This is a genomic window from Propionispora vibrioides (assembly GCF_900110485.1).
Classification (GTDB): Bacteria; Bacillota; Negativicutes; order Propionisporales; family Propionisporaceae; genus Propionispora; species Propionispora vibrioides.
Window position 1 is genome coordinate 90,234 of the sequence record NZ_FODY01000014.1, and the last position, 23,105, is coordinate 113,338.

A 23,105-nucleotide genomic window follows, 5' to 3' on the forward strand; every position below is an offset into this window, starting at 1 on the left:
AAACTTTGTGAGGGATCTATCCATGAAACCAAAACAATGGCTGGACGATTTTATTACCGGTTTTCAGTTCTTAACGCGGATAGAAATCTGTAAGCACCATGACAGTTCGTTGGAGAGTTTTGGACGAAGCGTCAAATTCTTTCCGCTCATCGGAGCGATGCTTGGTCTGCTGTTAGCGGCATTTCTGTGGGGGGCCAGACAGTATTTCGGCGGTTTGGGACCGCAGAATACGCTGGTAGCCGCTTTGATCATCGGGGAAGTGGTCCTTACCGGGGCGCTTCACTGGGACGGTTTTATGGATACCTTTGACGGTGTATTTTCCGGCCGGGACCGGGAGCGCATGCTCGAAATCATGAAAGACAGCCGTGTCGGCGCCTTTGGTGCTATGGCCTTGGCTCTGGCGCTGTTAGCCCGGTTCACCATTCTTACTGATCTGGAGCCGCAACTGCTGCCCGGGGTGGTGATCCTGATGCCTGTAGCCGGCAGGCTCGCTGTGGTCATGACCATTACCTTCTTTCCTTATGCCAGGCCGAGCGGCCTGGGCCATGTCTTTCCTTCTCACCGGGAGACAGGCAATCTTTATGTGGCGCTTTTGTTTGCGGCAGCCATGTTCGCCTTTCTGGGTCTGAAAGCTGCCATAGCCGGCAGCAGCGCCGTTGGCTGCGGTCTTTTGTTTGCTGCTTATGTGAGCGGCAAACTGGGCGGTGTCACCGGTGATGTATACGGCGCTGTCAACATTGTTACGGAGTTGGCCGCAGCCGCGCTCTTTCTGTTTTTGTTTTCGTAACAAGCGCTGCTTTTGAGGAAAAGATAGGACTTTTTTTACAGCCTTGCCGACTTTTTTGCTGACTCGGGAAAATGGATAGGAGAAGGTCTTTTCCTAGCGAAGTGCTAGGTATAATTTCATAGAGATGCCACCAACCAGGTGCCTCTTAGCCTAACAATAAGAGGAGAATAGGGAAGCTCGGACAGGACATAGTCCTGAAACGACGCGGTCGCGCCACTGTAATCGGGGAGAATTTTCAGCACATGCCACCGGAAAGCCGGGAAGGCGCTGAACGTTTTTTGATCCGCTAGCCAGGAGACCTGCCTGTTATGGCTGTCATTTTTCTCCGCGTCAGAGAAAATGCCGGAAGGATAGGAGCTGGAAGTCAAAGCACCTGCCTTTTAGGCAGGTGCTTTTTGTCGGTCGGGATGATTACGGACAATAATTCACCATAGGAGGGAAAGACGATGGATTTTGAAAAAGTGGTTGATGAACTGATTGACGGTGCGGCCAAGCCGCTCCATAGCCTGGGCCTTTTGGAAAAACATCTGAAAAAGGTGCTTTTGGCCTGGGGCAGACTTGATAAGAAAATTCGCCCCTATCACATCATTTATGCGGCCGATAATGGTGTCGTCGAAGAGGCTGTCGCGCCGGACCCGGTTGAATTTACCTATTTGCAGGCGCGCAATATGGCGGCCGGTCTGGCAACAGTCAGTTGCTTTTGTCAAATCAATCAGATTCCCTATGAAGTGATCGACATAGGCATTCGCGATAAGCGCGAAGCAGGCATCAACAAAAAAGTTGCCTTCGGGACAAAAAACTTTATGAAAGAAGAAGCGATGAGCCGCGAGGAGTTTCAACAAGCCTGGCAGGTTGGCGTGGAACGGGTGCAACAAGCCGTAAGGGAAAAACAAGCAAATCTTTTGTCCTTTGGCGAAATGGGCATTGGCAATACAACGACTTCGTCGGCGGTGCTCCATGCACTGACCGGGATGCCGCCTGAATTTGTCGTCGGCCACGGCGCCGGACTCAAATCGCCCGAAGCACTGCGGCGCAAGCGGCTTATTGTAGAGAAGGGCGTCGAAAAGCACATGGTCAAGCTTCACGACGTAGAAGATATTTTGCGCTGTGTGGGCGGTTTTGATATTGTGGCCATGTGTGCCAGTATGGTCGAATGCGGCAAACTAAAGATTCCTTTTGTGCTGGACGGATTTATTACGGCTGTGGCTTACGCCTGTGCCGTCCGCATCGACAGCAAACTGGACCGTTACGCGCTGCCGTCCCATATGTCCAAGGAACCCGGTATGGCCTACTGTCTCCTGTTGGGCAACATTATGGCTGAAGATGTGATCATTCACGCCGGCATGGGCCTCGGGGAAGGTACCGGCGCAGTGCTGATGGTGTCTATGCTGAAAACCATGCTTTATGCCATGCAGCATGTGGCGAGGATTTCCGATTTTTTGGCCGAGGCGGGCAAGAAGGAACTGGCCATGTAGGAAACCGGTCATAGCGAGTGGTCTGTCCCTCCTTGCGGTAAAATCCTTTTGCGTTTTTAAATTAGGAAGAGAAAGTACCCTTCTTAGTAAAGAAGGGCGCTTTCTCTTTTTTTGTAAAAGAAATAGGGTAATACAACAAAATAATCCTATTGCTTTTTCCCTGGGGAGGAAGGGGGAAAAAAGCTTTTTTGAAAGCAGCAATTATGTACGGTCGCTTGGCAAAATTTAAGCAAGGTAGAAAGACAGAAAAATCAAATATGTGTAAAGACAACGATGATTTAGCACAACGTGGAGGATGCTATGGCCTTAGACAAACCGCGCATGGTTCAAGAGTATGTGCCGGGCAAGCAGGTGACTCTTGCTCATTTGATTGCCAATCCCAAAAAGGATTTATGCGAAAAACTCGGTCTCACTGCTGTTTCGGCGATCGGAATTTTAACGATCACTCCCTGTGAAGCAGCCATTATCGCCGCCGATGCGGCAACGAAGACCGCCGCTGTGACCATCGGTTTTATGGACCGTTTTACGGGTTCTGTGGTTATTACCGGCAATATTTCGGCGGTGGAGGCGGCGCTTAACCAGGTCGTTCATCTGCTTGGTGACGGACTGGGCTTTTCCGGGCCGAAGGTTACGCGCTCCTAGCCGATGCGGCAGGTTATGTTTGTCGGCGCTGTCGGTGCAGGGAAGACATCGCTGATTCATGCATTGGAAAAAAAAGAGCAACAGGTGGCAAAGACGCAGGCCATCATGTTTCATGACGGTACGATTGATACACCGGGCGAATATGCCCAGATGCCGCGGCTTTACTCGGCGCTCATGGTAACCGCGTCCCAGGCGTCGCTCATTGCGGTTGTGCAGGATGGCATTCGTACCGGTCCGGTACTGCCGCCCGGTTTTGCGACCATGTTTGCCAGGCAATCCATCGGGATCATTACGAAAATCGATTCGCCTGAGGCCAGACCGGAACAAGCTCGTGTTCGTCTTTTGGAAAGCGGGGTCAGCGGTCCTATTTTTGCTGTGTCTGCTTTTACAGGAGAAGGAATAGAAACATTGCTGAAATTCCTCGAAAGGAGGTGCGACAATGAGTGAAGCTTTAGGAATGGTGGAAACGAAAGGCCTGGTTGGCGCGATTGAAGCGGCTGATGCCATGGTCAAATCGGCCAACGTCATCCTCGTCGGCTACGAAAGGATCGGTTCCGGTCTTGTAACCGTTATGGTGCGGGGTGATGTGGGAGCCGTCAAATCGGCTGCCGATGCAGGCGCAGCGGCAGCCCGTAAGGTAGGGGAGGTCGTTTCCGTTCATGTAATTCCTCGTCCTCATACTGATGTGGAAAAAATTTTACCGAAGGTGTAAGCCAGGGAAATATTATGGAGGTGACCAGATAAATGCAAGAACAATTGATTGACAAGGTAATGGATGAAATTAAGAAAAGGATGGAAGAGCAGGCGCCGGCCAGTAAAGCTCAAGCCGCGGCTTGTCCGGCAAATCCGGGCATGACCGAATTTGTCGGAACGGCCATCGGCGATACGATTGGCCTTGTGATTGCCAATGTAGACCCTTCGCTGCATGAAATGATGAAGATTGACCCCAAGTACCGCTCTATCGGTATTTTAGGCGCCCGTACCGGTGCCGGCCCTCACATTATGGCTGCCGATGAAGCGGTCAAAGCGACCAATACGGAAATCGTAGCCATCGAGTTGGCCCGTGATACGAAAGGCGGCGCCGGCCATGGCAGCTTGATTATTTTTGGGGCCGAAGAGGTTTCCGACGCAAGACGGGCTGTGGAAGTGGCCTTGAAGGAACTGAACCGCACGTTCGGTGATGTATACGGCAATGACGCCGGCCATATTGAACTGCAATATACGGCCCGGGCCAGCTATGCAATCAATAAAGCTTTTAACGCGCCGCTCGGCAAAGCCTTCGGTCTGATTGTCGGCGCGCCTGCCGCTATCGGTGTGCTCATGTCCGATGTGGCGGTAAAAACGGCCAATGTTGAATTGATCGGTTATTCCAGTCCCGCTCAGGGCACCAGCTTTTCCAACGAAGTGATTATCATGATCAGCGGTGATTCCGGTGCTGTCCGGCAGTCTGTTCTGGCCGCAAAAGAGGCGGGCAGAAAGCTGCTCGAAGCGATGGGCGGACCGGCTCCGTCTTCGACAACGCCTTATATCTAACTGACGAGGAGGGGATTTAGCATGAAGAGATCAAAACGCGTGCAAGCGTTGGAAGCCCGTCCCGTCAATCAGGATGGGTTCGTAGTAGATTGGCCGGAGGTCGGGTTGATTGCCATGGGCAGTCCGAATGATCCGACGCCGAGCATTAAGGTGCAAAACGGTAAAATCGTAGAAATGGATGGTATTCTCCGCGACAAGTTCGATTTTATTGATCAGTTTATCGCCGACTATGCGATCGACGCTTCGATCGCCGAACAGGCGATGGCCATGGACAGCACGGAAATCGCCAAAATGCTTGTTGATATTCACGTGCCCCGCCAGGAAATCGTCAAAATCGTTCGCGGTCTTACGGCGGCCAAACTGGTCGACGTATTTAATCAGATGAACGTAGTGGAAATGATGATGGCTTTGCAAAAGATGCGCGCCCGCAAAACGCCTTCAAACCAATGCCATATTACGAACGTGAAAGACAATCCCGTACTGATTGCGGCCGATGGCGCCGAAGCGTCCCTGCGCGGTTTCGACGAAATGGAAACGACCGTTGCCGTTGTCCGTTATGCCCCCTTTAATGCGCTGGCCCTGCTGTTGGGCAGTCAGGTTGGCCGCGGCGGCACACTCATTCAATGCGCCCTGGAAGAAGCGACGGAGCTTGAACTGGGCATGCGCGGTATCACGGCGTATGCGGAAACGATTTCCGTATACGGTACGGAAAATGTATTTGTCGACGGTGATGATACTCCCTGGTCGAAGGCATTCCTCGCATCGGCCTATGCCTCACGGGGTCTGAAAATGCGCTTTACATCCGGGACCGGTTCAGAAGTACAGATGGGTTATGCCGAGGGCAAATCGATGCTGTATCTGGAAATCCGCTGCATCATGGTCACCAGAGGTGCCGGTGTGCAGGGACTGCAAAACGGTTCCGTAAGCTGCATCGGTGTACCGGCAGCCGTTCCCTCCGGTATCCGCGCTGTTCTGGCGGAAAATCTCTGCGCCGCCATGATCGACCTGGAAGTTGCCTCCAGCAATGACCAGACCTTCACTCATTCCGACATTCGCCGTACGGCCCGCACACTTATGCAGTTCCTGCCGGGTACGGACTTCATCTGCTCCGGCTACAGCGGAACGCCGAACTATGACAACATGTTTGCCGGTTCCAACTGGGATGTAGAGGATTATGACGATTGGAATATTCTGCAGCGTGACCTCAAGGTCGACGGTGGTCTCCGCCCTGTTTCGGAAGAAGAGATCATCCGTGTTCGCAATAAAGCAGCGAAGGCCATTCAGGCTGTTTTCAGAGAACTGGGCTTCCCGGCCATTACGGACGAAGAAGTGGAAGCCGCCACTTATGCCCATGGCAGCAACGATATGCCGCCGCGCAACATTGTTGAAGACCTGAAAGCTGCCCAGGAGCTGATGAGCCGCGGGATTACGGGGCTTGATGTGATTAAAGCCTTATCGAAAGCCGGCTTTAATGATGTGGCTTCGAATGTACTCAATTTGCTTAAACAGCGCATTTCCGGCGACTATCTCCATACAGCCGCCATTTTGGATAAAGACTTTAATGTCATCAGCGCCGTTAATCAGCAAAATGACTACCAGGGCCCCGGAACCGGTTATCGTCTCAGCGATGCGCGCTGGGAGGAAATTAAAAATATCAGTCAGGCGATCAATCCGTCTGATTTCGATGTTTGAGTCGGGAAAGAGGTGCGTAAAAAATGCAAATTAGCGAACAAATGATTCGTGAAATTGTCCTGCAAGTTATGCAGGGAATGGAACCGCCGACTGCGGCAGCACCAAGTAAACCGGTGGTGCAGGGCCGTCCGATGACACTGGTGGAAAAAGGCGACGCCCGCCCGGGAACGCGTACCGATGAAGTGGTCATCGCCCTGGCGCCGGCTTTTGGTAAATACCAGAATAAAACAATTGTCAATATTCCTCACAGCGATGTTCTGCGGGAAATTATCGCCGGTATTGAGGAAGAAGGCATTCAGGCCCGTGTTGTACGGGTGCTCAGAACATCCGACGTGGATTTTGCCGCCCATGACGCAACAAAATTAAGCGGCTCCGGAATTGCCATCGGCATCCAGTCGCGCGGCACGACGGTTATTCACCAGAAAGATTTGCCGCCCTTGAGCAATCTGGAGTTATTTTCACAGTCGCCGCTCATTGATCTGCCTACGTATCGCGCTATCGGCAAAAATGCGGCCAAATACGCCAAAGGCGAATCGCCTACGCCGGTTCCGACGAAAAATGATCAGATGGCCCGGCCAAAATACCAGGCCAAAGCAGCCGTGCTTCATATCAAAGAAACGGAACACGTTATTCCCGGCAAGAAACCGGTAGAAGTAGAAGTGAAATTTTAAGTCAACGGAGGTGAACACCATGTCTCAGGAAAAATTAGTGGAAGAAATCGTTCGGCAAGTATTGCAGTCCATGTACCAGGGGGGCGCTGCGGCCGCGCCGCAGGCAGCTCCGGCTAAGACGGGCCTGTGCCCCGCCAGCGATTATCCCTTGTCGGCCAAACGGGCTGACTCGCTAAAAACTCCTACAGGAAAAAAACTGGCCGATATTACGCTGGACAGCGTACTGGCCGGACAGGTTGCGCCGGAGGATGTGCGTATCGCGCCGGAAACGCTGCGCATGCAGGCTGAAATCGCCGACGGCGTCGGCCGGACGCAGTTCGGCAACAATCTGCGCCGGGCAGCGGAACTGACCGCTGTTCCTGATAAACGCATATTGGAAATCTACAATGCACTGCGCCCCTATCGCTCCACGAAAGAAGAACTGTCTGGCATTGCCGATGAACTGGAAACCAAATATAAAGCCGTAATGAGCGCAGCTTTGGTCCGCGAGGCGGCTGACGTATACGAGCGGCGCAACCGGTTAAGAGCAGACTAGAGTAGGATGGGGTTGCCATGACAATCATTGCAGGCGTAGATGTTGGAAACTCAACAACCGAAGTTTGCCTGGTTCAGGTTGACAGCAGTACCAGGCGTACCTATTTATCAAGCAGTATTGTGAAAACCACCGGTATAAAAGGAACGGTCGCCAATGTGCCGGGCATTATCGTCGCCTTGCAGGAGGCTGTTAAAGCATCGGGCGTTTCCCTGAGCGATATCAAAGAAATCCGCCTGAATGAAGCAACACCGGTTATTGGTGATCTGGCTATGGAGACGATTACGGAAACGATTATTACGGAATCGACAATGATCGGCCATAACCCTTCCACGCCGGGCGGCATCGGTCTTGGCGTCGGTGTTACCATTCCCTACGGGGAGCTGACGGCTGCCGGAGCAGGAGCAAAAATTATTTGCGTTGTACCTGGCGGCATTGACTTTGAAGAAGCGGCAAAAACGCTTAACCAGGCGATTGACCGCGGCGTTGATTTGCAGGGAGCGATCGTACGCCAGGACGATGCCGTGCTGATTACCAACAGGCTGCGTAAAGCCATTCCGATCATCGATGAAGTCACGCTGATCGACAAGGTCCCGCTGCACATGCTGGCGGCCGTAGAAGTGGCTTTGCCCGGTCAGACCATTCAGACGCTGTCTAATCCCTACGGGATTGCCACGGTTTTTGAGCTGTCGCCTGATGAGACGAAGCTCATCGTTCCCATTGCCCGTGCGCTGATCGGTAACCGGTCCGCCGTTGTGGTACGGACCCCGGCCGGTGATGTGAAGGCAAGAACGATTCCGGCCGGGTTTATCACACTGGTCGGTGAAAAGGGCCGCGAAGATATTGATGTGGAAGCAGGCGCCCGCAAAATTATGGAAACGGTGGAACGGGTGCAGCCGGTGATTGATATCCAGGGCGAGAAGGGAACAAACGTAAACGGTATGCTCGAACGGGTCAGACAGGTTATGAGCGATTTGACGTCGCAGCCTGTGGGCGACATGAAAATCCAGGACCTGCTTGCCGTGGATACCTTCGTACCGCAAAAAGTACAAGGTGGCCTGGCCGGTGAATTTGCCCTGGAAAACGCTGTGGCCTTAGCCGCCATGGTAAAAACATCGCGACTGCCGATGCAGCAGATTGCCGATCAATTGCAGGAACGGCTGCAGGTTTCCGTGGTTATCGCCGGCGTGGAAGCCAATATGGCCATCCGGGGCGCGCTGACGACACCCGGTACGGACAAACCGCTGGCCATTCTCGACATGGGTGGCGGTTCGACCGATGCAGCCATTATTACCAGGCAGGAAAAAATCGAATCCATTCATTTGGCCGGTGCCGGCGATATGGTAACGATGCTCATCAATTCGGAACTGGGGCTTAATGACTTTGATCTGGCGGAGGATATCAAGAAGTATCCCCTGGCGAAGGTGGAAAGCCTTTACCATATCCGCCTGGAAGACGGCACGGTCCGCTTTTTTGAAGAAAATCTGCCGCCCCAGGTATTTTCCCGTGTCGTTATTTTAAAAGAAAACGACATGGTGCCCATTCCGTCCGATCATCCCCTGGATAAAATCCGTCATGTGCGGCGTGAAGCAAAAAAACGCGTTTTTGTGACCAATTCGCTGCGTTCATTGGCCCGGGTAGCGCCGACGGGCAATATTCGCCATATTGAATTTGTCGTTCTCGTCGGCGGATCAGCCCTTGATTTTGAAGTAGCCGATATGGTCACCGACGCGCTCGGCGAATACGGCATTGTCTGCGGCCGCGGTAACATCCGCGGTACGGAAGGCCCGCGTAATGCCGTCGCGACCGGTCTGGTCCTTTCCTACTTTGCGGGAGAGGAGTGAGGAATATGCCGGCTAATCAAGGTGCCAACAGGCCCTGCATTTTTATTCGAATCGTTCCGCACAAAGACAGGGAGAGAAAACTGCGCGAACTGACGGCAGGCATGGAAGAGGAAGGCATTCCCTGTCAGATCGCGGATGCGACAGAGCAAGAAGAAGGTGCCGGTGTTCTGGCCCACGAGGCGGCCGTGCAGTCACAGCTTGCTGTCGGTGTCGGTGTGACAGATGGGGAGATAGCGGTCCACTATGCTAAGCTGCCAGTGGGAAAACCGCTCTTTCTATCAGCGGAACAGCAGCCTGCTGTCTGGCGGTCTCTGGGCTACAATGCGGCCAGACTGGTAAAGGGAATCCCCTTTAAAGGGATTGAGCCGGAACCGGAGACAAAGGCGGCAAGCTGCAGGGAGCAGCAAAGTATGGCTGTAGAACAAGATACTGCTGCAATGGAGAGCCTTGTAGCCGCCATCGTGCAGCGAATTTTACAAGAATCGGCTAACGGCCATGGGGGAGGTGTAGGAACATGGTCAGACAAGCGCTAGGCTTAATCGAAACAGTCGGCTTGGCAGCCGCTGTTGCGGCAGCCGATGCGGCTGTGAAGGCGGCGAATGTAAAACTTCTCGGCTATGAACTGGCCAAAGGCGGCGGCTTGACAACCGTCAAATTGTTTGGCGACGTAGGGGCCGTTACGGCCGCCGTTGCGGCAGGGAAAATGGCTGCTGCCCAAATGACTTCCGTTTGGGGTGCTCATGTAATTCCCCGGCCTCATGGTGAAGTCGATAAGTTGTTGTTTACCAAAGATACGGTCGGTTACCGGCAGCCTGTTCCGGTGGAGCAGCCGCCGGAGGAGACGCCTGCGGTTGCAGCAAAAACGCCGGTTTACCAGGCGACGGTGCCTGTTGACAATGATCCGGCAGCAGTCGAACAGAGCCAAGCCATGGCCGGGGCGGCCATACCGGAAGCCGTGCAGGCAGCGGCTGAAACGTCAAAGGTTCCGGCAGAGCCGGCAACAAAGGCAGGCTTGGCCCTGCAGAAGCAACCGGAAGAGCTTTGCAATCTTTGCGGCGATCCACTTTGTGACAGACACAAGGGAGAACCGCGGGCAAATTGCATCCACTATAACGAACTCAAACATAAGGAGGAATCATAATGCGGGGAGAAGCATTAGGAATGGTTGAAACAAAAGGTCTTGTCAGCGCGATTGAAGCGGCTGACGCCATGGTTAAAGCAGCCAATGTCATACTCATTGGTTATGAAAAAATCGGGTCAGGCCTTGTTACGGTGATGGTCCGCGGGGACGTAGGCGCTGTAAAGGCAGCGACCGACAGCGGCGCCGCTGCAGCGGGAAAAGTGGGAGAACTCGTTTCCGTTCACGTGATTCCCCGTCCCCATACGGATGTGGAAAAAATTCTGCCTAAAATTGGCGGCGGCGAGTAAGACAGCCCAGACAACGGGAGAACGGCGGGAGTGAGTCAGTTGGAAGAAGAGATGCTTATTAAGCAAGTGGTGCAGCAGGTTATGGCTGCCCTTCATCAGCCGGAGGGGATACCAGTTGGTGTATCGAACCGTCACATCCACCTTTCTGCTGAACACATGGAGATCTTGTTTGGCCGCGGGAAAAGCCTTACGAAGAAAAAAGAATTAAATCAAATCGGCGAATTTGCCGCCGAGGAAACGGTTACGCTTGTCGGGCCGAAGGGAACGATGCGTGGTGTCCGCATCTTGGGACCGCTCCGGAGCTTTACGCAGATAGAACTTTCCCTGACCGATGCGTTTGGCCTGGGCATCAAGCCGCCGTTTCGTAACTCCGGCGACATAAAGGGATCGGCCGGCATTGTTGTTGTCGGTCCCTGTGGCGCCGTTACATTACAGGAAGGTGTCATCTGTGCCATCCGGCATATCCATATGAACTGCGAAACGGCGCAGCGTTTTGGTGTGCGGGACGGTGATGTGGCCACCGTATCATTCGGCGGTGTCCGCGGCGGTACCCTTAAGGAAGTTTTAATTCGCGTACAGGAGCATTTCCGGCTGGAAATGCATGTTGATACGGATGAGGCCAATGCCTTGGGATTAAAAAATGGCGATACCGTTACTTTGTTATAGAGTCAGGAGGTGCATCATAGATGGATTATGATGTGCTGGTCGAACAAATTGTGGCGGAGGTACTGCGCAGACTCGGTGAGGCGCCGCAAACTCCGCCGCCTTTTTCCCAAAAGGTCTCGGCACTGGCCGTATTTACCGGCGGCCTGCTGGGACTTGAGGAAAGCCTGGCGCAGGTAAAGACTTTGCAGACCCGCGGCTTTTCTTTTACGGTCCTTTTATCGGCAGCGGCCGAAACGGTGATTGGTCTGGAGCGGATTCAAGCGCAGCTCGGGCGGGACGTGAAAATCATGACCGGCCGGTCTCCCTATCCGGGAAAAGAATTGCGGGAAGCGGAACTTGTCTTGATTCCTGTCCTAACGCAGAACACGGCGGCGAGAATAGCGGCGACGCAGGCAGACTCACTTTGCAGCACCGTTATTATGCAGGCGCTGATGATGGGAAAACCGGTCGTCGCGGCAAGCAATGCAGCCGATCCACAGGATGGGAGCCGAAAAGAAAAAAATATGGGGAAAGCAGCGCCGGCCTTGCTGGAGAAGCTTAGAAAAAACCTGGAGACTATTTCTTTATATGGCGTTCAGCTTGTTGCTGCCAGTGAGCTGGCAGCGGCCTGTGCGGCTTCTTGCGGTAAAGCGGCACGGCAGAAGACAAACGTGGCGAAACCGGCGGTGAAAGAACGGGGAAAACGGACGGTGCTTGACGCGAAAGCCGTACAGGCCGCTCTGGCGCAAGGCGTCCAGACCCTTTCGCTGTCACCGGAAACGATCATTACGCCGCTGGCCCGCGATATGGCCAGAGACGCCCATATTATCTTTCAGTTTGAAGAAGCTTAAGCGATAGGAGCGATCGTTATGTGGTTGGGAAAAGTTGTGGGAACACTTGTCGCAACACCAAAAGATGATAGTCTGACAGGGTGCAAACTTTTAATTGTGAAGCCTTTAAAGTTTTGCCATAGTCAAGGCGACAGCCTTGTTGTAGCCGTTGATGCAATCGGCGCCGGCACCGGTGAGTCTGTGCTTGTCGTAACAGGCAGTTCGGCAAGGCATGTAATAGGAGATCCGGAGGCGGCTGTTGATGCGGCGATCATCGGTATCATCGATACGATCGAGCTAAATCAATTGCTCGTTGAGGAGTAACCATATGAAGGTATATACGAAAACAGGCGACAAGGGCGAGACAAGTCTTTTCAGTCGGGAACGGGTTCCGAAGGACCATGTGCGCATTCAGGTCTATGGTACGCTTGATGAAGCGTCAGCAGCCCTTGGGATGGCCAAAGCCTTAGCGAAACAGCAGTGGGTTTGTGAAAAAATTGAACAGGTACAGCAGGATTTGATTTTGCTTTGTGGTGACTTGGCGACACTGGAGCTAAAGAAGGACCGGCAGTATCTCATTACGGAAGGTCATATTGCATCGCTGGAGCAGCAGATTGACGAACTGGAAGAAAAGCGGATTCCGCAGAAATATTTCATTACGCCGGGAGCCAGTGCGGTCAGTGCGGCGATTGATTTGGCAAGAAGCATAGTCAGAAGGGCGGAACGAGCTGTAGTGACAGCAAAGCGGACGGAAACGATTCCGCAAACGGTTTTTCTTTATATGAACCGCCTGTCGGATTTTCTATTTGTCTTGGCCCGCTGCGCCGAACAGGAGGAAATCATCGCTGCGGCGACACGCGGTGTGCTTGGCGCACTGCAGGAAGCGGTTGCCGATGGCGCCAGGAAAGGAGAAGGCAGCATGCTAGCCAAGGCCAAACAGGTGGTAGCCGCCGCTGAACAAAAGGCAGTCGAAATGGGGATTCCCATGGTTATTGCCGTGGTGGATCAGGGGGGCAATCTCGTTTTACAGGAACGAATGGACAATTCGGTCTTAGCCGGTATTGCTTTGGCTGTGGATAAAGCCTTTACGGCTGTATCGCTAAAAATGCCGACCAGCGAAGTGGCGAAAGCCGTACAGCCCGGGCAGCCGCTTTTCGGCCTTGCGTCAAACGGACAGGGACGCTATGTCGTATTTGGCGGCGGCTTTCCCTTAGAAGCGGGAGGACAGGTAGTCGGTGCTATCGGTGTCAGCGGCGGGACGGTAGAGGAAGACATGGCTGTGGCTAAAGCTGGTCTTGCTGTTTGGTAAAACGAACCGAATGGGGGTAACGAAATGAATGTAGATCAAACGTTGATAACAAAAATTGCGGCCCAAGTGCTGGCCAAGCTGCAGCAGTCTGCAGCCGGCGGCAACGACGGCGGCGATTACGGTGTTTATCAGACTGTAGATGAAGGCGTTGCCGCTGCGCGGGAAGCTTATAAGCAATTACGGGCCCTTTCCATTGCCGAACGGGAAAAACTCATAAAGGCGATGCGGGAAGCGGCTTATAACCATGCGGAACTGCTGGCGAAAATGGCTGTGGAAGAGTCCGGTATGGGCCGGGTGGCCGATAAGATTATTAAAAATCAAATGGGCGCCATGAAAACACCCGGTACGGAAGACTTGCGGACGGAAGCGCAGACCGGCGACCATGGATTGACGCTGTATGAAATGGGACCTTATGGCGTGATCGGGTCTATTACGCCGACGACCAACCCGTCCGAGACGATTATCTGCAACGGAATCGGCATGATTGCCGCCGGCAATGCTGTTTTCTTCAGTCCCCATCCGACGGCGAAAAATACGTCGCTTACGACGATCAAAATTTTAAACAAGGCTATTATTGCCGCCGGCGGGCCCGCTAATCTGCTTACGGCCATTGAAAAACCTTCTTTGGAAGCAACCAATGCGATGATGAGTCATCGGGATATTAATATGCTTGTTGCTACAGGCGGCCCCGGTGTGGTGAAAGCAGTTCTTTCCTCCGGGAAGAAGGCTATCGGCGCCGGCGCCGGCAATCCGCCGGCCGTTGTCGATACAACGGCCGATATTCCGAAAGCGGCGAAGGATATCGTGGCAGGTTGTTCTTTTGACAATAATCTGCCCTGTATTGCCGAAAAAGAGGTTATCGTTGTCGGTGCTGTTGCGGACGAACTTATTTCTTATATGCAAAAATACGGCGCTTATCTGATCGCAGGCAAGCAGATCGATGATCTTCTCGCTGTCGTCATGACGGAAAAACCCAAGAAAGCCTATGGCATCAACAAGGACTATGTGGGAAAAGATGCTCAGTATTTGCTCAGCCAAATCGGCATTACGGTACCTGACAGCATCCGTGTCGTTTTATGTGAAACCGAAGCAGACCATCCGTTCGTTATAGAAGAGCTTATGATGCCAATTCTGCCCGTCGTGCAGGTCAAGGATATCGACGCGGCCATTGAACTGGCCGTAAAGGTTGAACATGGCAACCGTCATACGGCGATTATGCATTCGAAAAATGTTGATCATTTGACGCGGCTGGCTAAAGCGATTGAAACGACAATCTTTGTAAAAAATGCTCCTTCCTATGCCGGCATCGGCGTGGGCGGTGAAGGTCATACGACCTTTACGATTGCCGGTCCGACCGGGGAAGGTCTTACTTCGCCTCGAAGCTTTACGAGACAACGACGGTGCGTTTTGGTAGACGGCTTTTCCATTGTCTAAGCCGGTGCAAAGGCGCGCCTGACCGGAGGTTGGCAGTGTGAAACAAGCGGTAGGTATTGTGGAATTTAAAAAAATTACAAGAGGAATTGTGGCGGCTGATGCCATGTGCAAGGCCGCCGCTGTGGAAATTATAACGGCCCAGGCGATTTGTCCCGGCAAATATCTCATACTCGTAGCCGGCGATGTGGGTGCCGTAAACAGCGCTGTCGCCGCGGCCGCGGCCGTTACGCAGGAAAGCGACCGGGTCGCCTCGTTTGTCATACCAAATTTGCAGCCAAGCGTTATTCCTGCTCTCAAGCGGCAGGGCGCACCAAAGACGCTGCGGGCCTTAGGCGGTTTGGAATGCTATTCGGTAGCAGCCGCCATCGTCGCCGCTGACGCGGCGGTCAAATGCGCGCCGGTGACGCTTATTGAAGTACGTTTGGCACGCTTTATGGGAGGCAAGGCCGTTGTGACGTTGACCGGCGATGTGGAGGCCGTAACGCTGGCCATCGGGGCGGGACGGGGCGCCGTTCCCGGCAAGGTCATTGACTCGTTTGTCCTGCCGTCGCCGCATAGCAAGCTGGGCACTGTTATTTTTTAAGGTAAATGAGAGTAGGGCTGATCCCTACTCTTTATTTGTATAGGGAGGGCGTGATCGATGTGAGCTGGTCTCTGGCCTTGCTTACGGCCTTGACGGCAAATCTCGATAACCTGGGCGTAGGTCTTGCTTACGGCGTCAAAGGAATTAAACTTTCCTGGCAGGCGAACGGTGTCATTGCCGTGGTTGCTTTTGCCTTTACCTGGTTTGCCGAAAGAGCCGGCAGCTTGATAAAACTCTATTTCGGTGTGGCAAGCGCTCATGTGACAGGGGCCGTACTCATTATGGCAATCGGTAGCTGGATTCTTGGCGGCGCCGTTTTTTCCACCAACCATATGTATCGTCCGGAACAGGCCGACCGTGACCGGTCACAGCATATCAGTGCGCAGGAGGCGCTTATCCTGGGGATTGCCTTATCGGTCAATGCCATTCCAATCGGGTTTGAAGCGGCGGCATTTTCTTTTCCTGAGCTGATTATGCCTTGTCTCATTGCCATTTTCAGTTTTTTGACTTTATGGTGCGGTGTTGTTTTCGGAAAGCTGTTGGGGGCGGCTCATACGGGAAAGCGGACAACTATTCTGTCCGGTGTGCTTTTGGTAGTGATCGGACTGTATCAGCTTTTTTCATTCATTTCGCCGTGAAACGGGATTACTATAGATCGAGGTTTTCGGCAGTTTGCGATAAACGGTAGTGATGAGCAAAGCAAAATATATACTGGAAATGACCTAAAGTCCGCTGAGGATTTTAGGTCATTTCCAGTATAGTCAGCTCTAAATGATTCAAATGTTTAATGCTGGAAATAGCTGTTTTTATTATGTATTGACAAAATGTTGCAAACCTTGGCTGGTGGCAAAAAACAGCGAGATGACGGGCAGCTTAGAAACGAAGGCAGCGCTGGCCGGAATTGTATTCAATTGCCGGAACTTCCACCTTATTCTTAACATAATATGTAGCAAAGCGAATATTGGAGGAATAACCATGCGGCCCTGTAAGATTTGTCATCAGAAGGATTTTGGTGAATGGTATGATGATTGCATTGGCGAAGATAAACCATTAGTAAATCACGTTGTGGTCCTTGATCCCGGCCATGGCGGTGCGTATTCGGGGGCGATAAACTATGGATTTCGGGAATCGGATATTAATCTGGCGGTCGCCCGTAAACTGCGCAAGAAGTTAAAACAGGCAGGCGCTACGGTGACTATGACCCGGACGCGGGACGTTAATCTGGCACCACCCGGCGCGAATCTTGACGCCGACCTTCAAGCCAGAGTGGATGTCGCTAAGCGGGCGAAAGCGGATATTTTCGTAAGCCTTCATGTCGATGATATACCTAATATTAATCTTACCGGCCCGGCCAGTTATTTTCCGAAAGGACGTTCTTACAGCCTTGCCTGCGCCATTCAAACACATTTGACGGAGGAAATCTGCGCAGAAGGCCATGGGGTAAGCCCGGCCGATTTTTATGTGCTTGTTCATAATGAGATGCCGGCAGCCTTAATTGAAATGGGCTATCTGTCCAATCCGGCGGAAGCGTTGTGTCTTGTGGATAGCGCCTACCAAAATCTACTGGCCGAAGGGATTTTTAAGGGGATTGTTAGTTATTTTCTGTATGAATAATTTTGTTTTGCGTCACGGTGTAGCTGCAATATGCTTGTTTTTAGTGTAAAACAAGGGGTGGTACTGGTAGCTTGCTGAACACATGCCAATTACAAGCTACACTGCCATCCCCTTGTTGTTTTTTTTCAATCATAATAAAACAGATTTTAACTTTTAAAATAGCTAGGTATATATCATTCGCAGTATTATCAAATACGAAGGAAAAGACCGGCAATTCAAGAATGGATCGAATGTCCAACGGCAATGAGCATAAGCTTACCGCCTAAAGCAGGCTCAATGGGAATCGGTGAGGGAGTTCCTTCCTGGAGTAACTATAGAAGAAATAGTGTGATCTGAGCCGGAAGGTGAATAGAGAGAACCATTACTTAGCATTTTGATCAACGATATTCCTAATATCCCGGTAACTGATATATCCATCAATGGATTGCGCTTTCGTTACACCTTGAATTATTGCTTTTTCTACGGCTATTGCTGCCAGCATCCCCACGGTACTTACATCCGATTTTTCTTCTCCTGTGGCCATAGTAAAAATGGTGTCACCATCGAAAAGGGTATGAGAGGGACGCAACGTCCGGGCATAACCGTTATGGGCCATCGCAGATACCTTATTTGCCTGTGCCTTGGTCAGCTTTGCATTAGTGATTACAGTACCAATCGTTGTATTGCTGATAAAAGGATTAATATTCGTAGCGGAAGCCATCATTGTCTGTTCTGTATTTAGAAAGAAACCTTGTTTTCTATCATAAGCACCGGCGATAATGTTATTTCCCTGCAATGGATCAATTACATCGCCAAAGCAGTTAACGGCAACAATGGCGCCAACTTTAAGACTGCCTGCCTGCAAGCAGTAAATTCCCAATCCGCCTTTCATGGCAAAACGGGGGCCAAAGGCTTTGCCTACCGTAGCGCCTAATCCGGCGCCTACGCTACCTTCGGCAGGATACTCACAGGCGTTAAGGCAAGCCTGTAGCCCCATATCACGGTCTGGGCGGATTTTGCTGTCACCGACCGCCAGATCAAAAAGCACTGCAGAACAAACGATAGGAACCCTGGCTACACCGACGTCAAAACCAATACCCTGTGTTTCAAGATATTCCATTACACCGGTTGAGGCAGCCAGCCCGAAGGCACTTCCGCCGGCCAGGACAACGGCGTGTATTTTTTCTATAAGGTTAAGCGGATTTAATAAGTCTGTTTCTCGCGTACCTGGGGCACCGCCTCTGACATCTACGCCGCCGACTGCGCCATCACGGCAAAGAATGACTGTGCAGCCGGTGATCCCTGTCTCGCTTTGGGCATGCCCTATTTCGATTCCGTCAAACGCGGCTATTTCTATTTGTTTCATAAAAACAAACTTCCTTTTCAGTTTTTCTTATCTTGTTCACTGTGAGTACTATCGGAACAGTAGCAGTATGGACATCAAGTCTTCCTGTTCGGTTTCCTAAAGGGCTACTGACGGTTTCATTTTATATATTTTTTAATTAAATGTAAATAAAAAGGCCAGCAAAATCAATGCCGGGAAGTATGGTTTTTACATATCCGGCAACCAAGCTTTGATCAGATGGCAATAAAAGTGATTGACAGACTATTCAGAAGAGCTATATAATAAACACAAATGGTACGTACCACTAAAGGAGTTACTGAAGTGACCAGAGCGCACGTAGACAAATTGAGCCGGATTCCTCTTTATTGCCAGCTTATGGATATTCTGATTGAGGATATTCAGCAGAATATGAAAGAAGACGATCAAATACCATCGGAACGCGAAATATGTGAACAATATAACGTTAGCCGGTCCACCGTCCGGCAGGCTATGCAGGAAATGGAAAAGGACGGATATATTTATCGCGTTCATGGCAAGGGTACTTTTGTTGCGCCCTTAAAATATAATCAGGATTTATTAAAATTTTACAGCTTTACCGAAGCGATGAAAAAGCTGGGGAAGATTCCAGCTTCCAGGGTTTTGAAGTTTGAGGTGCTTTCCTGCGACCGGAAAGTTGCCCGCAAACTGGAGGCTGAGGAACACAGCAAAGTATATAAGTTTGTACGGTTGCGTCTGGCTGATGACAGGCCTATGATGTTGGAAACGACGTATCTTCCGGTCGGAAGATTTCCTGGATTAACGAAAGAAAAGCTGGAAAGTATGGCTATGTACGATATGTTCTCCCAGGAGTTCAGTACCAGCATCAGTTCAGCCAAGGAAGTCTTTCAGGCTGTCAGCATCAACGAAGAAGAAGCCTGGTATTTGCAAATTGACAAGGCGGTTCCCGGTCTTAAAATTGAACGCTATACCTATGAGCAGGACAATATAATCGAATATACGCGTAGTATAGCCAGAGGGGACAAATTTGAATATTGCATTACATTGAACAAGTAGCCGGCTTGCCGATGTAATGTTTTTTTAAACCTGAACTGGTACGTACATCATTACCTATTTTGCGATAATATATGACAAAACCAGGAGGAGGTGATGGACTGAGAAGCCGTTTTTTTGATCGCGCCAACACATTCATACTAACGAGAGGAGGTTCTGGCAACAGTTTTGTCAGGTAGCAGGGAACCGGAAGATGTGACAAGGGGGAGAGCCAATGGGAACACCTAATATTTTGCTAACCCGGATTGATAACCGGCTGGTGCATGGGCAAGTGGGCGTGACGTGGACCACTTCACTGGGAGCTAACTTACTGCTGGTAGCGGATGATGAAATTGTCAAGGACCCGCTTCAGCAACAATTGATGGCGGTTACCGCGGAAACATCCGGTGCGCAGATCCGCTTTTTTACGGTGGAACATACGGTAAACGTCATCCATAAAGCCTCGGCAAATCAAAAGATATTTATTATTTGCCGGACACCGGGAGAAGTCAGACGATTGGTTGCGGGCGGTGTGCCAATTAAAGAAGTGAACGTGGGCAATATGCATTTTGTTCAGGGTAAATGGCCGTTAAGCAAAAAGGTGTATGTCGACGATACCGACGTGCAGGATCTAAAGTATCTTCTGGAGCAGGGCGTAAGCGTGTTCATTCAGGATACGCCGGGAGATATTAAAAAATACATTTGAATCATTCATGGGGAGGGGAAACAGGTATGCACACCATTACTTTGCTGCAGGGTTTGGAACTCGGAATTATGGCAGTGATTATGGGAATTGATTTCTGGCTGGAAGGGTTGTTCTTGTTCCGGCCGATTATTGTCTGCACGTTTACCGGAATTATTTTAGGTGATTTGAACCTGGGACTGGTTGCCGGAGGATTAACGGAGCTGGCTTTTGCCGGTCTGACTCCGGCCGGTGGTACGCAGCCGCCCAATCCTATTCTGGCCGGGGTAATGACGACCATTATTGCATTTACAACCGGCGTAGAAGCGCAAACGGCAATTGGCCTGGCTTTACCGTTCAGTTTCCTGATGCAGTATATCATTTTGTTTTACTATTCCAGCTTTTCCTTTTTTATGGCGAAAGCCGATACCTATGCTCAGGAAGCCAATGTGGCGGCTTTTGTCAAACTAAATATTTTGACGACAGCGATTGTGGCGCTAACTTATGGAATCGTCGTATTTTTGTGTACTTATGTTGCACAGGAGCCGATGCAAGTGCTGGTACAATCCATGCCCGCCTGGCTGACTCATGGTTTTGAAATTGCCGGCGGCATTTTACCGGCCGTTGGGTTTGGCATGTTGTTAAAAGTTATGCTGAAACAGCAGTATATCCCCTATTTAATCATTGGCTTTTTGTTTGCATCCTTTATTCAATTCTCCAACTTATTGCCGGTAGCTTTGCTGGGGACGGCATTCGCTATTTATGAATACTTTAATAGCAAGGACAGGTATCCGGTGATGCCGGCTGTCGGCGGGATGAAAGGGGAGGATTGCGATGAAGGAATCTAAGGTACTGCTAAAAAGTGATATTACCAGGCTGGGCGTTATCTCATCTTTCCTACAGGCGAGCTTTAATTATGAAAGAATGCAGGCCGGCGGGTTTACCCTTGCCATGCTGCCAGCCCTGCGCAAGATCTATCAGGGCGATAAGGCCAAGCTGGCGGCAGCGATGAAAGATAACCTTGAGTTTATTAATACCCATCCCAATCTTGTCGGGTTTTTAATGGGGCTGCTTATTTCTCTGGAGGAAAATGGAGAAGACCGGAGTCTGATCAAAGGATTGAAGGTAGCCTTGTTTGGTCCACTGGCTGGGATTGGCGATGCCATTTTCTGGTTTACTCTTTTGCCGATTGTCGCAGGTATCAGTGCTTCCTTTGCCCTGCAGGGAAGTGTTATCGGCCCGGTACTGTTCTTTGCGGTATATCTTACCGTATTTGCCCTGCGCATTGCCTGGACCCATTTAGGCTATAACCTGGGACTGAATGCTCTGGAAAAAATAAAAGATAGTTCGCGGACCATAGCCAAAGCGGCAACTATTTTAGGGGTAACGGTAATCGGCGGCTTGATAGCGTCCTATATCCACATTGAGGTCTTATCGGAGATTGCCATTAATGCGGAGCACAGCGTATCTTTACAAAAAGACTTTTTCGATAAAATCTTCCCCAATCTTTTGCCCATGAGCTATGCCTTGTTCATGCTGTATCTGTTAAAACGCCGGAAAATGAACCCTTCGCTGTTAATCCTGGCGACTTTTGCAGCAGCCATATTCTTTTCTTTTGTAGGAGTATTGTAAAATGAAAAAAATCATGATTGTTACCGGACACGGACAATTTGCCACAGCATTACAAAGTACCTTTGAACTATTGCTGGGCCCTACGGATGTACTGTATTTTGTGGACTTTACCGCTACAGATACGGATAAATCCTTAAAAGAGTGTTTTGAGAGCATACTGGCGGCAAATGAGGACAGACAGGTTTTATTTGTGTGCGATATCCTGGGAGGGACTCCCTTTAAAGTTGCGGCGGAACTGGCCCTGCAGGCCGAGAACAGAGAAGTAGTGGCCGGTGTAAATATTGGCTCCATCATTGAAGCGATTTATCAGAATGAACAAATGTCGGTGCAAGCCTTGGCGGATGCCGTTGTCAGAGCAAGCAGGAAAGGGACGCTGAGATTTGAAAAGGTGATAATTTCCCAGCCCTGTTCCGGACATAGTAATGGAATTTAGCAAGCAAGGCCAGGGTCGTATCAAAGGGGTGCGCCGATCAGGGATTCTCCATATTTACTGGTACGCACATCATGACAATGCCAGATCGGTTGTATTAAGTAAAGAATAAGGGGCGTGATTATAGTGCCGAACATTTTATTAACCAGGATTGACAATCGTTTGATTCATGGTCAGGTCGGCATGACCTGGACGAACCATTTGGGAGCCAATTTAATTGTAGTGGCCAATGATCAGGTTGCCACTGATGAAGTGCAGCAAAATCTGATGGATATGGCAGTGGCGGAACCCATTGAAACCCGGTATTTTACGCTTCAGGAGACCATTGATAAAATTCATTATGCTGCAGAGGATCAACTGATTTTTCTGGTTGTCAAAACGCCGCAGGATGTATTGCGGCTTGTAGCAGGGCAGGTACCGATTAAAAAAGTTAACATTGGAAATATGCATTTTAGTGAAGGGAAAAAGCAAATTTCCAGTACGGTATCGGTAGATGATGAGGATGTACGGGCCTTTCACAGGTTGCATGAATTAGGTGTGAAATTGGAAATACGTCGCGTGCCTGATGAGAAGAGCCTCGATATTTTAAAATTTATTTAACATAGCACAAAGCGTGAATGTCTGTTCAGCAAGAGAATGAATGATAAACAGAAAAATGAAAAGACCAGCTATGAAAAGTCAAGTACCACAAGTTAAGAAATCTAAAAGGAGGTTATTTTTGGGCACAAGAAATAAGCCTATAATAGGCAAAGGATTTCAATAAGTTAAGCTAGAGGCACATAGGGTTTCTGATTTCTAAGAACTGCATGAATTATGTATGTGAGCTTCCTAGCAACAGCACCAGTTGCGGAAAAAGAATGCTTGCCTTGAGCGATTTTTTGGGTGTAAAAGTCTTTCAAAATGGGGTTATGTATTTTGGCAACATTAGCAGCTAACCAGATAGCTCTGCGCAAATAAGGGGAGCCACGTTTGGACATATGATTTTGGTT

At 50.6% G+C, this 23,105-nt stretch carries 29 protein-coding genes and 1 riboswitch; of the genes, 27 read left to right on the plus strand and 2 right to left on the minus strand.

Features of this window, described 5'->3' with window-relative positions; all coding sequences use genetic code 11:
* Positions 1–22: 22 nt before the first annotated feature.
* From cobS to BMW43_RS12295, 21 genes are all read left to right on the plus strand, one after another.
* Entirely contained in the window at positions 23–787 is a 765-nt protein-coding gene (gene cobS / locus BMW43_RS12195; RefSeq protein WP_091747758.1) for an adenosylcobinamide-GDP ribazoletransferase, read from the plus strand.
* A 119-nt stretch (positions 788–906) separates the two neighbouring features.
* Positions 907–1,108, plus strand: a riboswitch (cobalamin riboswitch).
* A gap of 125 nt (positions 1,109–1,233) precedes the next feature.
* Positions 1,234–2,262 (plus strand): nicotinate-nucleotide--dimethylbenzimidazole phosphoribosyltransferase, encoded by a 1,029-nt coding sequence (locus BMW43_RS12200; protein ID WP_091747760.1) that lies wholly within the window; start codon positions 1,234–1,236, stop codon positions 2,260–2,262.
* 300 nt (positions 2,263–2,562) lie between these two features.
* Entirely contained in the window at positions 2,563–2,904 is a 342-nt protein-coding gene (gene eutS, locus BMW43_RS12205) for an ethanolamine utilization microcompartment protein EutS (RefSeq protein ID WP_091747763.1), read from the plus strand.
* Between the two features lie 3 nt (positions 2,905–2,907).
* Entirely contained in the window at positions 2,908–3,351 is a 444-nt protein-coding gene (locus BMW43_RS12210; protein ID WP_091747766.1) for a EutP/PduV family microcompartment system protein, read from the plus strand.
* Complete coding sequence (pduA, locus tag BMW43_RS12215) at positions 3,344–3,616, plus strand: propanediol utilization microcompartment protein PduA (protein WP_091747769.1); 273 nt, start codon at positions 3,344–3,346, stop codon at positions 3,614–3,616. Before BMW43_RS12210 ends, pduA (BMW43_RS12215) begins: the two co-directional genes overlap by 8 nt.
* A gap of 32 nt (positions 3,617–3,648) precedes the next feature.
* Positions 3,649–4,437, plus strand: a complete 789-nt coding sequence (gene pduB / locus BMW43_RS12220; protein WP_091747772.1) for a propanediol utilization microcompartment protein PduB — start codon at positions 3,649–3,651, stop codon at positions 4,435–4,437.
* A gap of 21 nt (positions 4,438–4,458) precedes the next feature.
* Positions 4,459–6,129, plus strand: a complete 1,671-nt coding sequence (locus BMW43_RS12225; RefSeq protein WP_091747774.1) for a propanediol/glycerol family dehydratase large subunit — start codon at positions 4,459–4,461, stop codon at positions 6,127–6,129.
* A 23-nt stretch (positions 6,130–6,152) separates the two neighbouring features.
* On the plus strand, positions 6,153–6,800 hold the full coding sequence (locus BMW43_RS12230) for a propanediol/glycerol family dehydratase medium subunit (protein WP_091747776.1): 648 nt from the start codon (positions 6,153–6,155) through the stop codon (positions 6,798–6,800).
* 19 nt (positions 6,801–6,819) lie between these two features.
* On the plus strand, positions 6,820–7,335 hold the full coding sequence (locus BMW43_RS12235) for a diol dehydratase small subunit (protein WP_091747779.1): 516 nt from the start codon (positions 6,820–6,822) through the stop codon (positions 7,333–7,335).
* Positions 7,336–7,352: 17 nt separating this feature from the next.
* Positions 7,353–9,176, plus strand: coding sequence for a diol dehydratase reactivase subunit alpha (locus tag BMW43_RS12240; RefSeq protein WP_091747782.1), 1,824 nt, complete (start codon positions 7,353–7,355; stop codon positions 9,174–9,176).
* 5 nt (positions 9,177–9,181) lie between these two features.
* Entirely contained in the window at positions 9,182–9,709 is a 528-nt protein-coding gene (locus tag BMW43_RS12245; protein ID WP_091747785.1) for a glycerol dehydratase reactivase beta/small subunit family protein, read from the plus strand.
* Positions 9,691–10,317 (plus strand): BMC domain-containing protein, encoded by a 627-nt coding sequence (locus BMW43_RS21870; protein ID WP_091747788.1) that lies wholly within the window; start codon positions 9,691–9,693, stop codon positions 10,315–10,317. The genes BMW43_RS12245 and BMW43_RS21870 overlap by 19 nt, the downstream gene beginning before the upstream one ends.
* On the plus strand, positions 10,317–10,604 hold the full coding sequence (pduA, locus tag BMW43_RS12255; protein WP_091747791.1) for a propanediol utilization microcompartment protein PduA: 288 nt from the start codon (positions 10,317–10,319) through the stop codon (positions 10,602–10,604). Before BMW43_RS21870 ends, pduA (BMW43_RS12255) begins: the two co-directional genes overlap by 1 nt.
* A 51-nt stretch (positions 10,605–10,655) precedes the next feature.
* Positions 10,656–11,270, plus strand: coding sequence for a phosphate propanoyltransferase (gene pduL / locus BMW43_RS12260; RefSeq protein WP_177173585.1), 615 nt, complete (start codon positions 10,656–10,658; stop codon positions 11,268–11,270).
* Between the two features lie 20 nt (positions 11,271–11,290).
* Positions 11,291–12,100 (plus strand): flavoprotein, encoded by an 810-nt coding sequence (locus BMW43_RS12265; RefSeq protein ID WP_091747794.1) that lies wholly within the window; start codon positions 11,291–11,293, stop codon positions 12,098–12,100.
* Positions 12,101–12,118: 18 nt separating this feature from the next.
* Positions 12,119–12,403, plus strand: coding sequence for a EutN/CcmL family microcompartment protein (locus BMW43_RS12270; RefSeq protein WP_091747797.1), 285 nt, complete (start codon positions 12,119–12,121; stop codon positions 12,401–12,403).
* Between the two features lie 4 nt (positions 12,404–12,407).
* Entirely contained in the window at positions 12,408–13,388 is a 981-nt protein-coding gene (locus BMW43_RS12275) for a cob(I)yrinic acid a,c-diamide adenosyltransferase (protein ID WP_091747800.1), read from the plus strand.
* A gap of 24 nt (positions 13,389–13,412) precedes the next feature.
* The gene (locus tag BMW43_RS12280; RefSeq protein ID WP_091747803.1) at positions 13,413–14,822 is read left to right on the plus strand and encodes an aldehyde dehydrogenase family protein; all 1,410 of its coding nucleotides are present in this window, start codon (positions 13,413–13,415) and stop codon (positions 14,820–14,822) included.
* Between the two features lie 37 nt (positions 14,823–14,859).
* A complete protein-coding gene (locus BMW43_RS12285) occupies positions 14,860–15,405 on the plus strand; it encodes a BMC domain-containing protein (RefSeq protein ID WP_091747805.1) in 546 nt (181 codons plus the stop codon).
* Positions 15,406–15,464: 59 nt separating this feature from the next.
* Positions 15,465–16,043 carry a manganese efflux pump gene (locus tag BMW43_RS12290; protein WP_177173582.1) on the plus strand — a complete coding sequence of 193 codons (579 nt, stop codon included), beginning with the start codon at positions 15,465–15,467 and terminating at the stop codon, positions 16,041–16,043.
* A gap of 337 nt (positions 16,044–16,380) precedes the next feature.
* Positions 16,381–17,019, plus strand: coding sequence for an N-acetylmuramoyl-L-alanine amidase family protein (locus tag BMW43_RS12295; RefSeq protein ID WP_177173583.1), 639 nt, complete (start codon positions 16,381–16,383; stop codon positions 17,017–17,019).
* A 361-nt stretch (positions 17,020–17,380) separates the two neighbouring features.
* Here BMW43_RS12295 and BMW43_RS12300 read toward each other — a convergent pair whose 3' ends face one another.
* Entirely contained in the window at positions 17,381–18,364 is a 984-nt protein-coding gene (locus BMW43_RS12300) for a P1 family peptidase (RefSeq protein ID WP_091747814.1), read from the minus strand.
* A 300-nt stretch (positions 18,365–18,664) separates the two neighbouring features.
* Between BMW43_RS12300 and BMW43_RS12305 the strand changes: the two genes are divergently transcribed.
* The 6 genes from BMW43_RS12305 (at position 18,665) to agaV (ending at position 22,716) form a co-directional block, all read left to right on the plus strand.
* On the plus strand, positions 18,665–19,396 hold the full coding sequence (locus BMW43_RS12305; protein ID WP_218140671.1) for a GntR family transcriptional regulator: 732 nt from the start codon (positions 18,665–18,667) through the stop codon (positions 19,394–19,396).
* A 211-nt stretch (positions 19,397–19,607) separates the two neighbouring features.
* Complete coding sequence (agaB, locus tag BMW43_RS12310) at positions 19,608–20,078, plus strand: PTS galactosamine transporter subunit IIB (protein WP_091747819.1); 471 nt, start codon at positions 19,608–19,610, stop codon at positions 20,076–20,078.
* Positions 20,079–20,104: 26 nt separating this feature from the next.
* Positions 20,105–20,902: a PTS galactosamine transporter subunit IIC gene (gene agaC, locus BMW43_RS12315; RefSeq protein ID WP_091747822.1), complete on the plus strand. Its 798-nt coding sequence runs from the start codon at positions 20,105–20,107 to the stop codon at positions 20,900–20,902.
* Positions 20,889–21,686 carry a PTS galactosamine transporter subunit IID gene (gene agaD / locus BMW43_RS12320; RefSeq protein ID WP_091747825.1) on the plus strand — a complete coding sequence of 266 codons (798 nt, stop codon included), beginning with the start codon at positions 20,889–20,891 and terminating at the stop codon, positions 21,684–21,686. The genes agaC and agaD overlap by 14 nt, the downstream gene beginning before the upstream one ends.
* Before the next feature lies 1 nt (position 21,687).
* The gene (locus BMW43_RS12325; RefSeq protein WP_091747828.1) at positions 21,688–22,119 is read left to right on the plus strand and encodes a PTS sugar transporter subunit IIA; all 432 of its coding nucleotides are present in this window, start codon (positions 21,688–21,690) and stop codon (positions 22,117–22,119) included.
* 123 nt (positions 22,120–22,242) lie between these two features.
* Entirely contained in the window at positions 22,243–22,716 is a 474-nt protein-coding gene (agaV, locus tag BMW43_RS12330) for a PTS N-acetylgalactosamine transporter subunit IIB (RefSeq protein WP_091747831.1), read from the plus strand.
* Positions 22,717–22,880: 164 nt separating this feature from the next.
* Here agaV and BMW43_RS12335 read toward each other — a convergent pair.
* Positions 22,881–23,105, minus strand: a 225-nt coding sequence (locus tag BMW43_RS12335) for a transposase (protein WP_143050578.1), incomplete at its 5' end; no start/stop codon positions are given.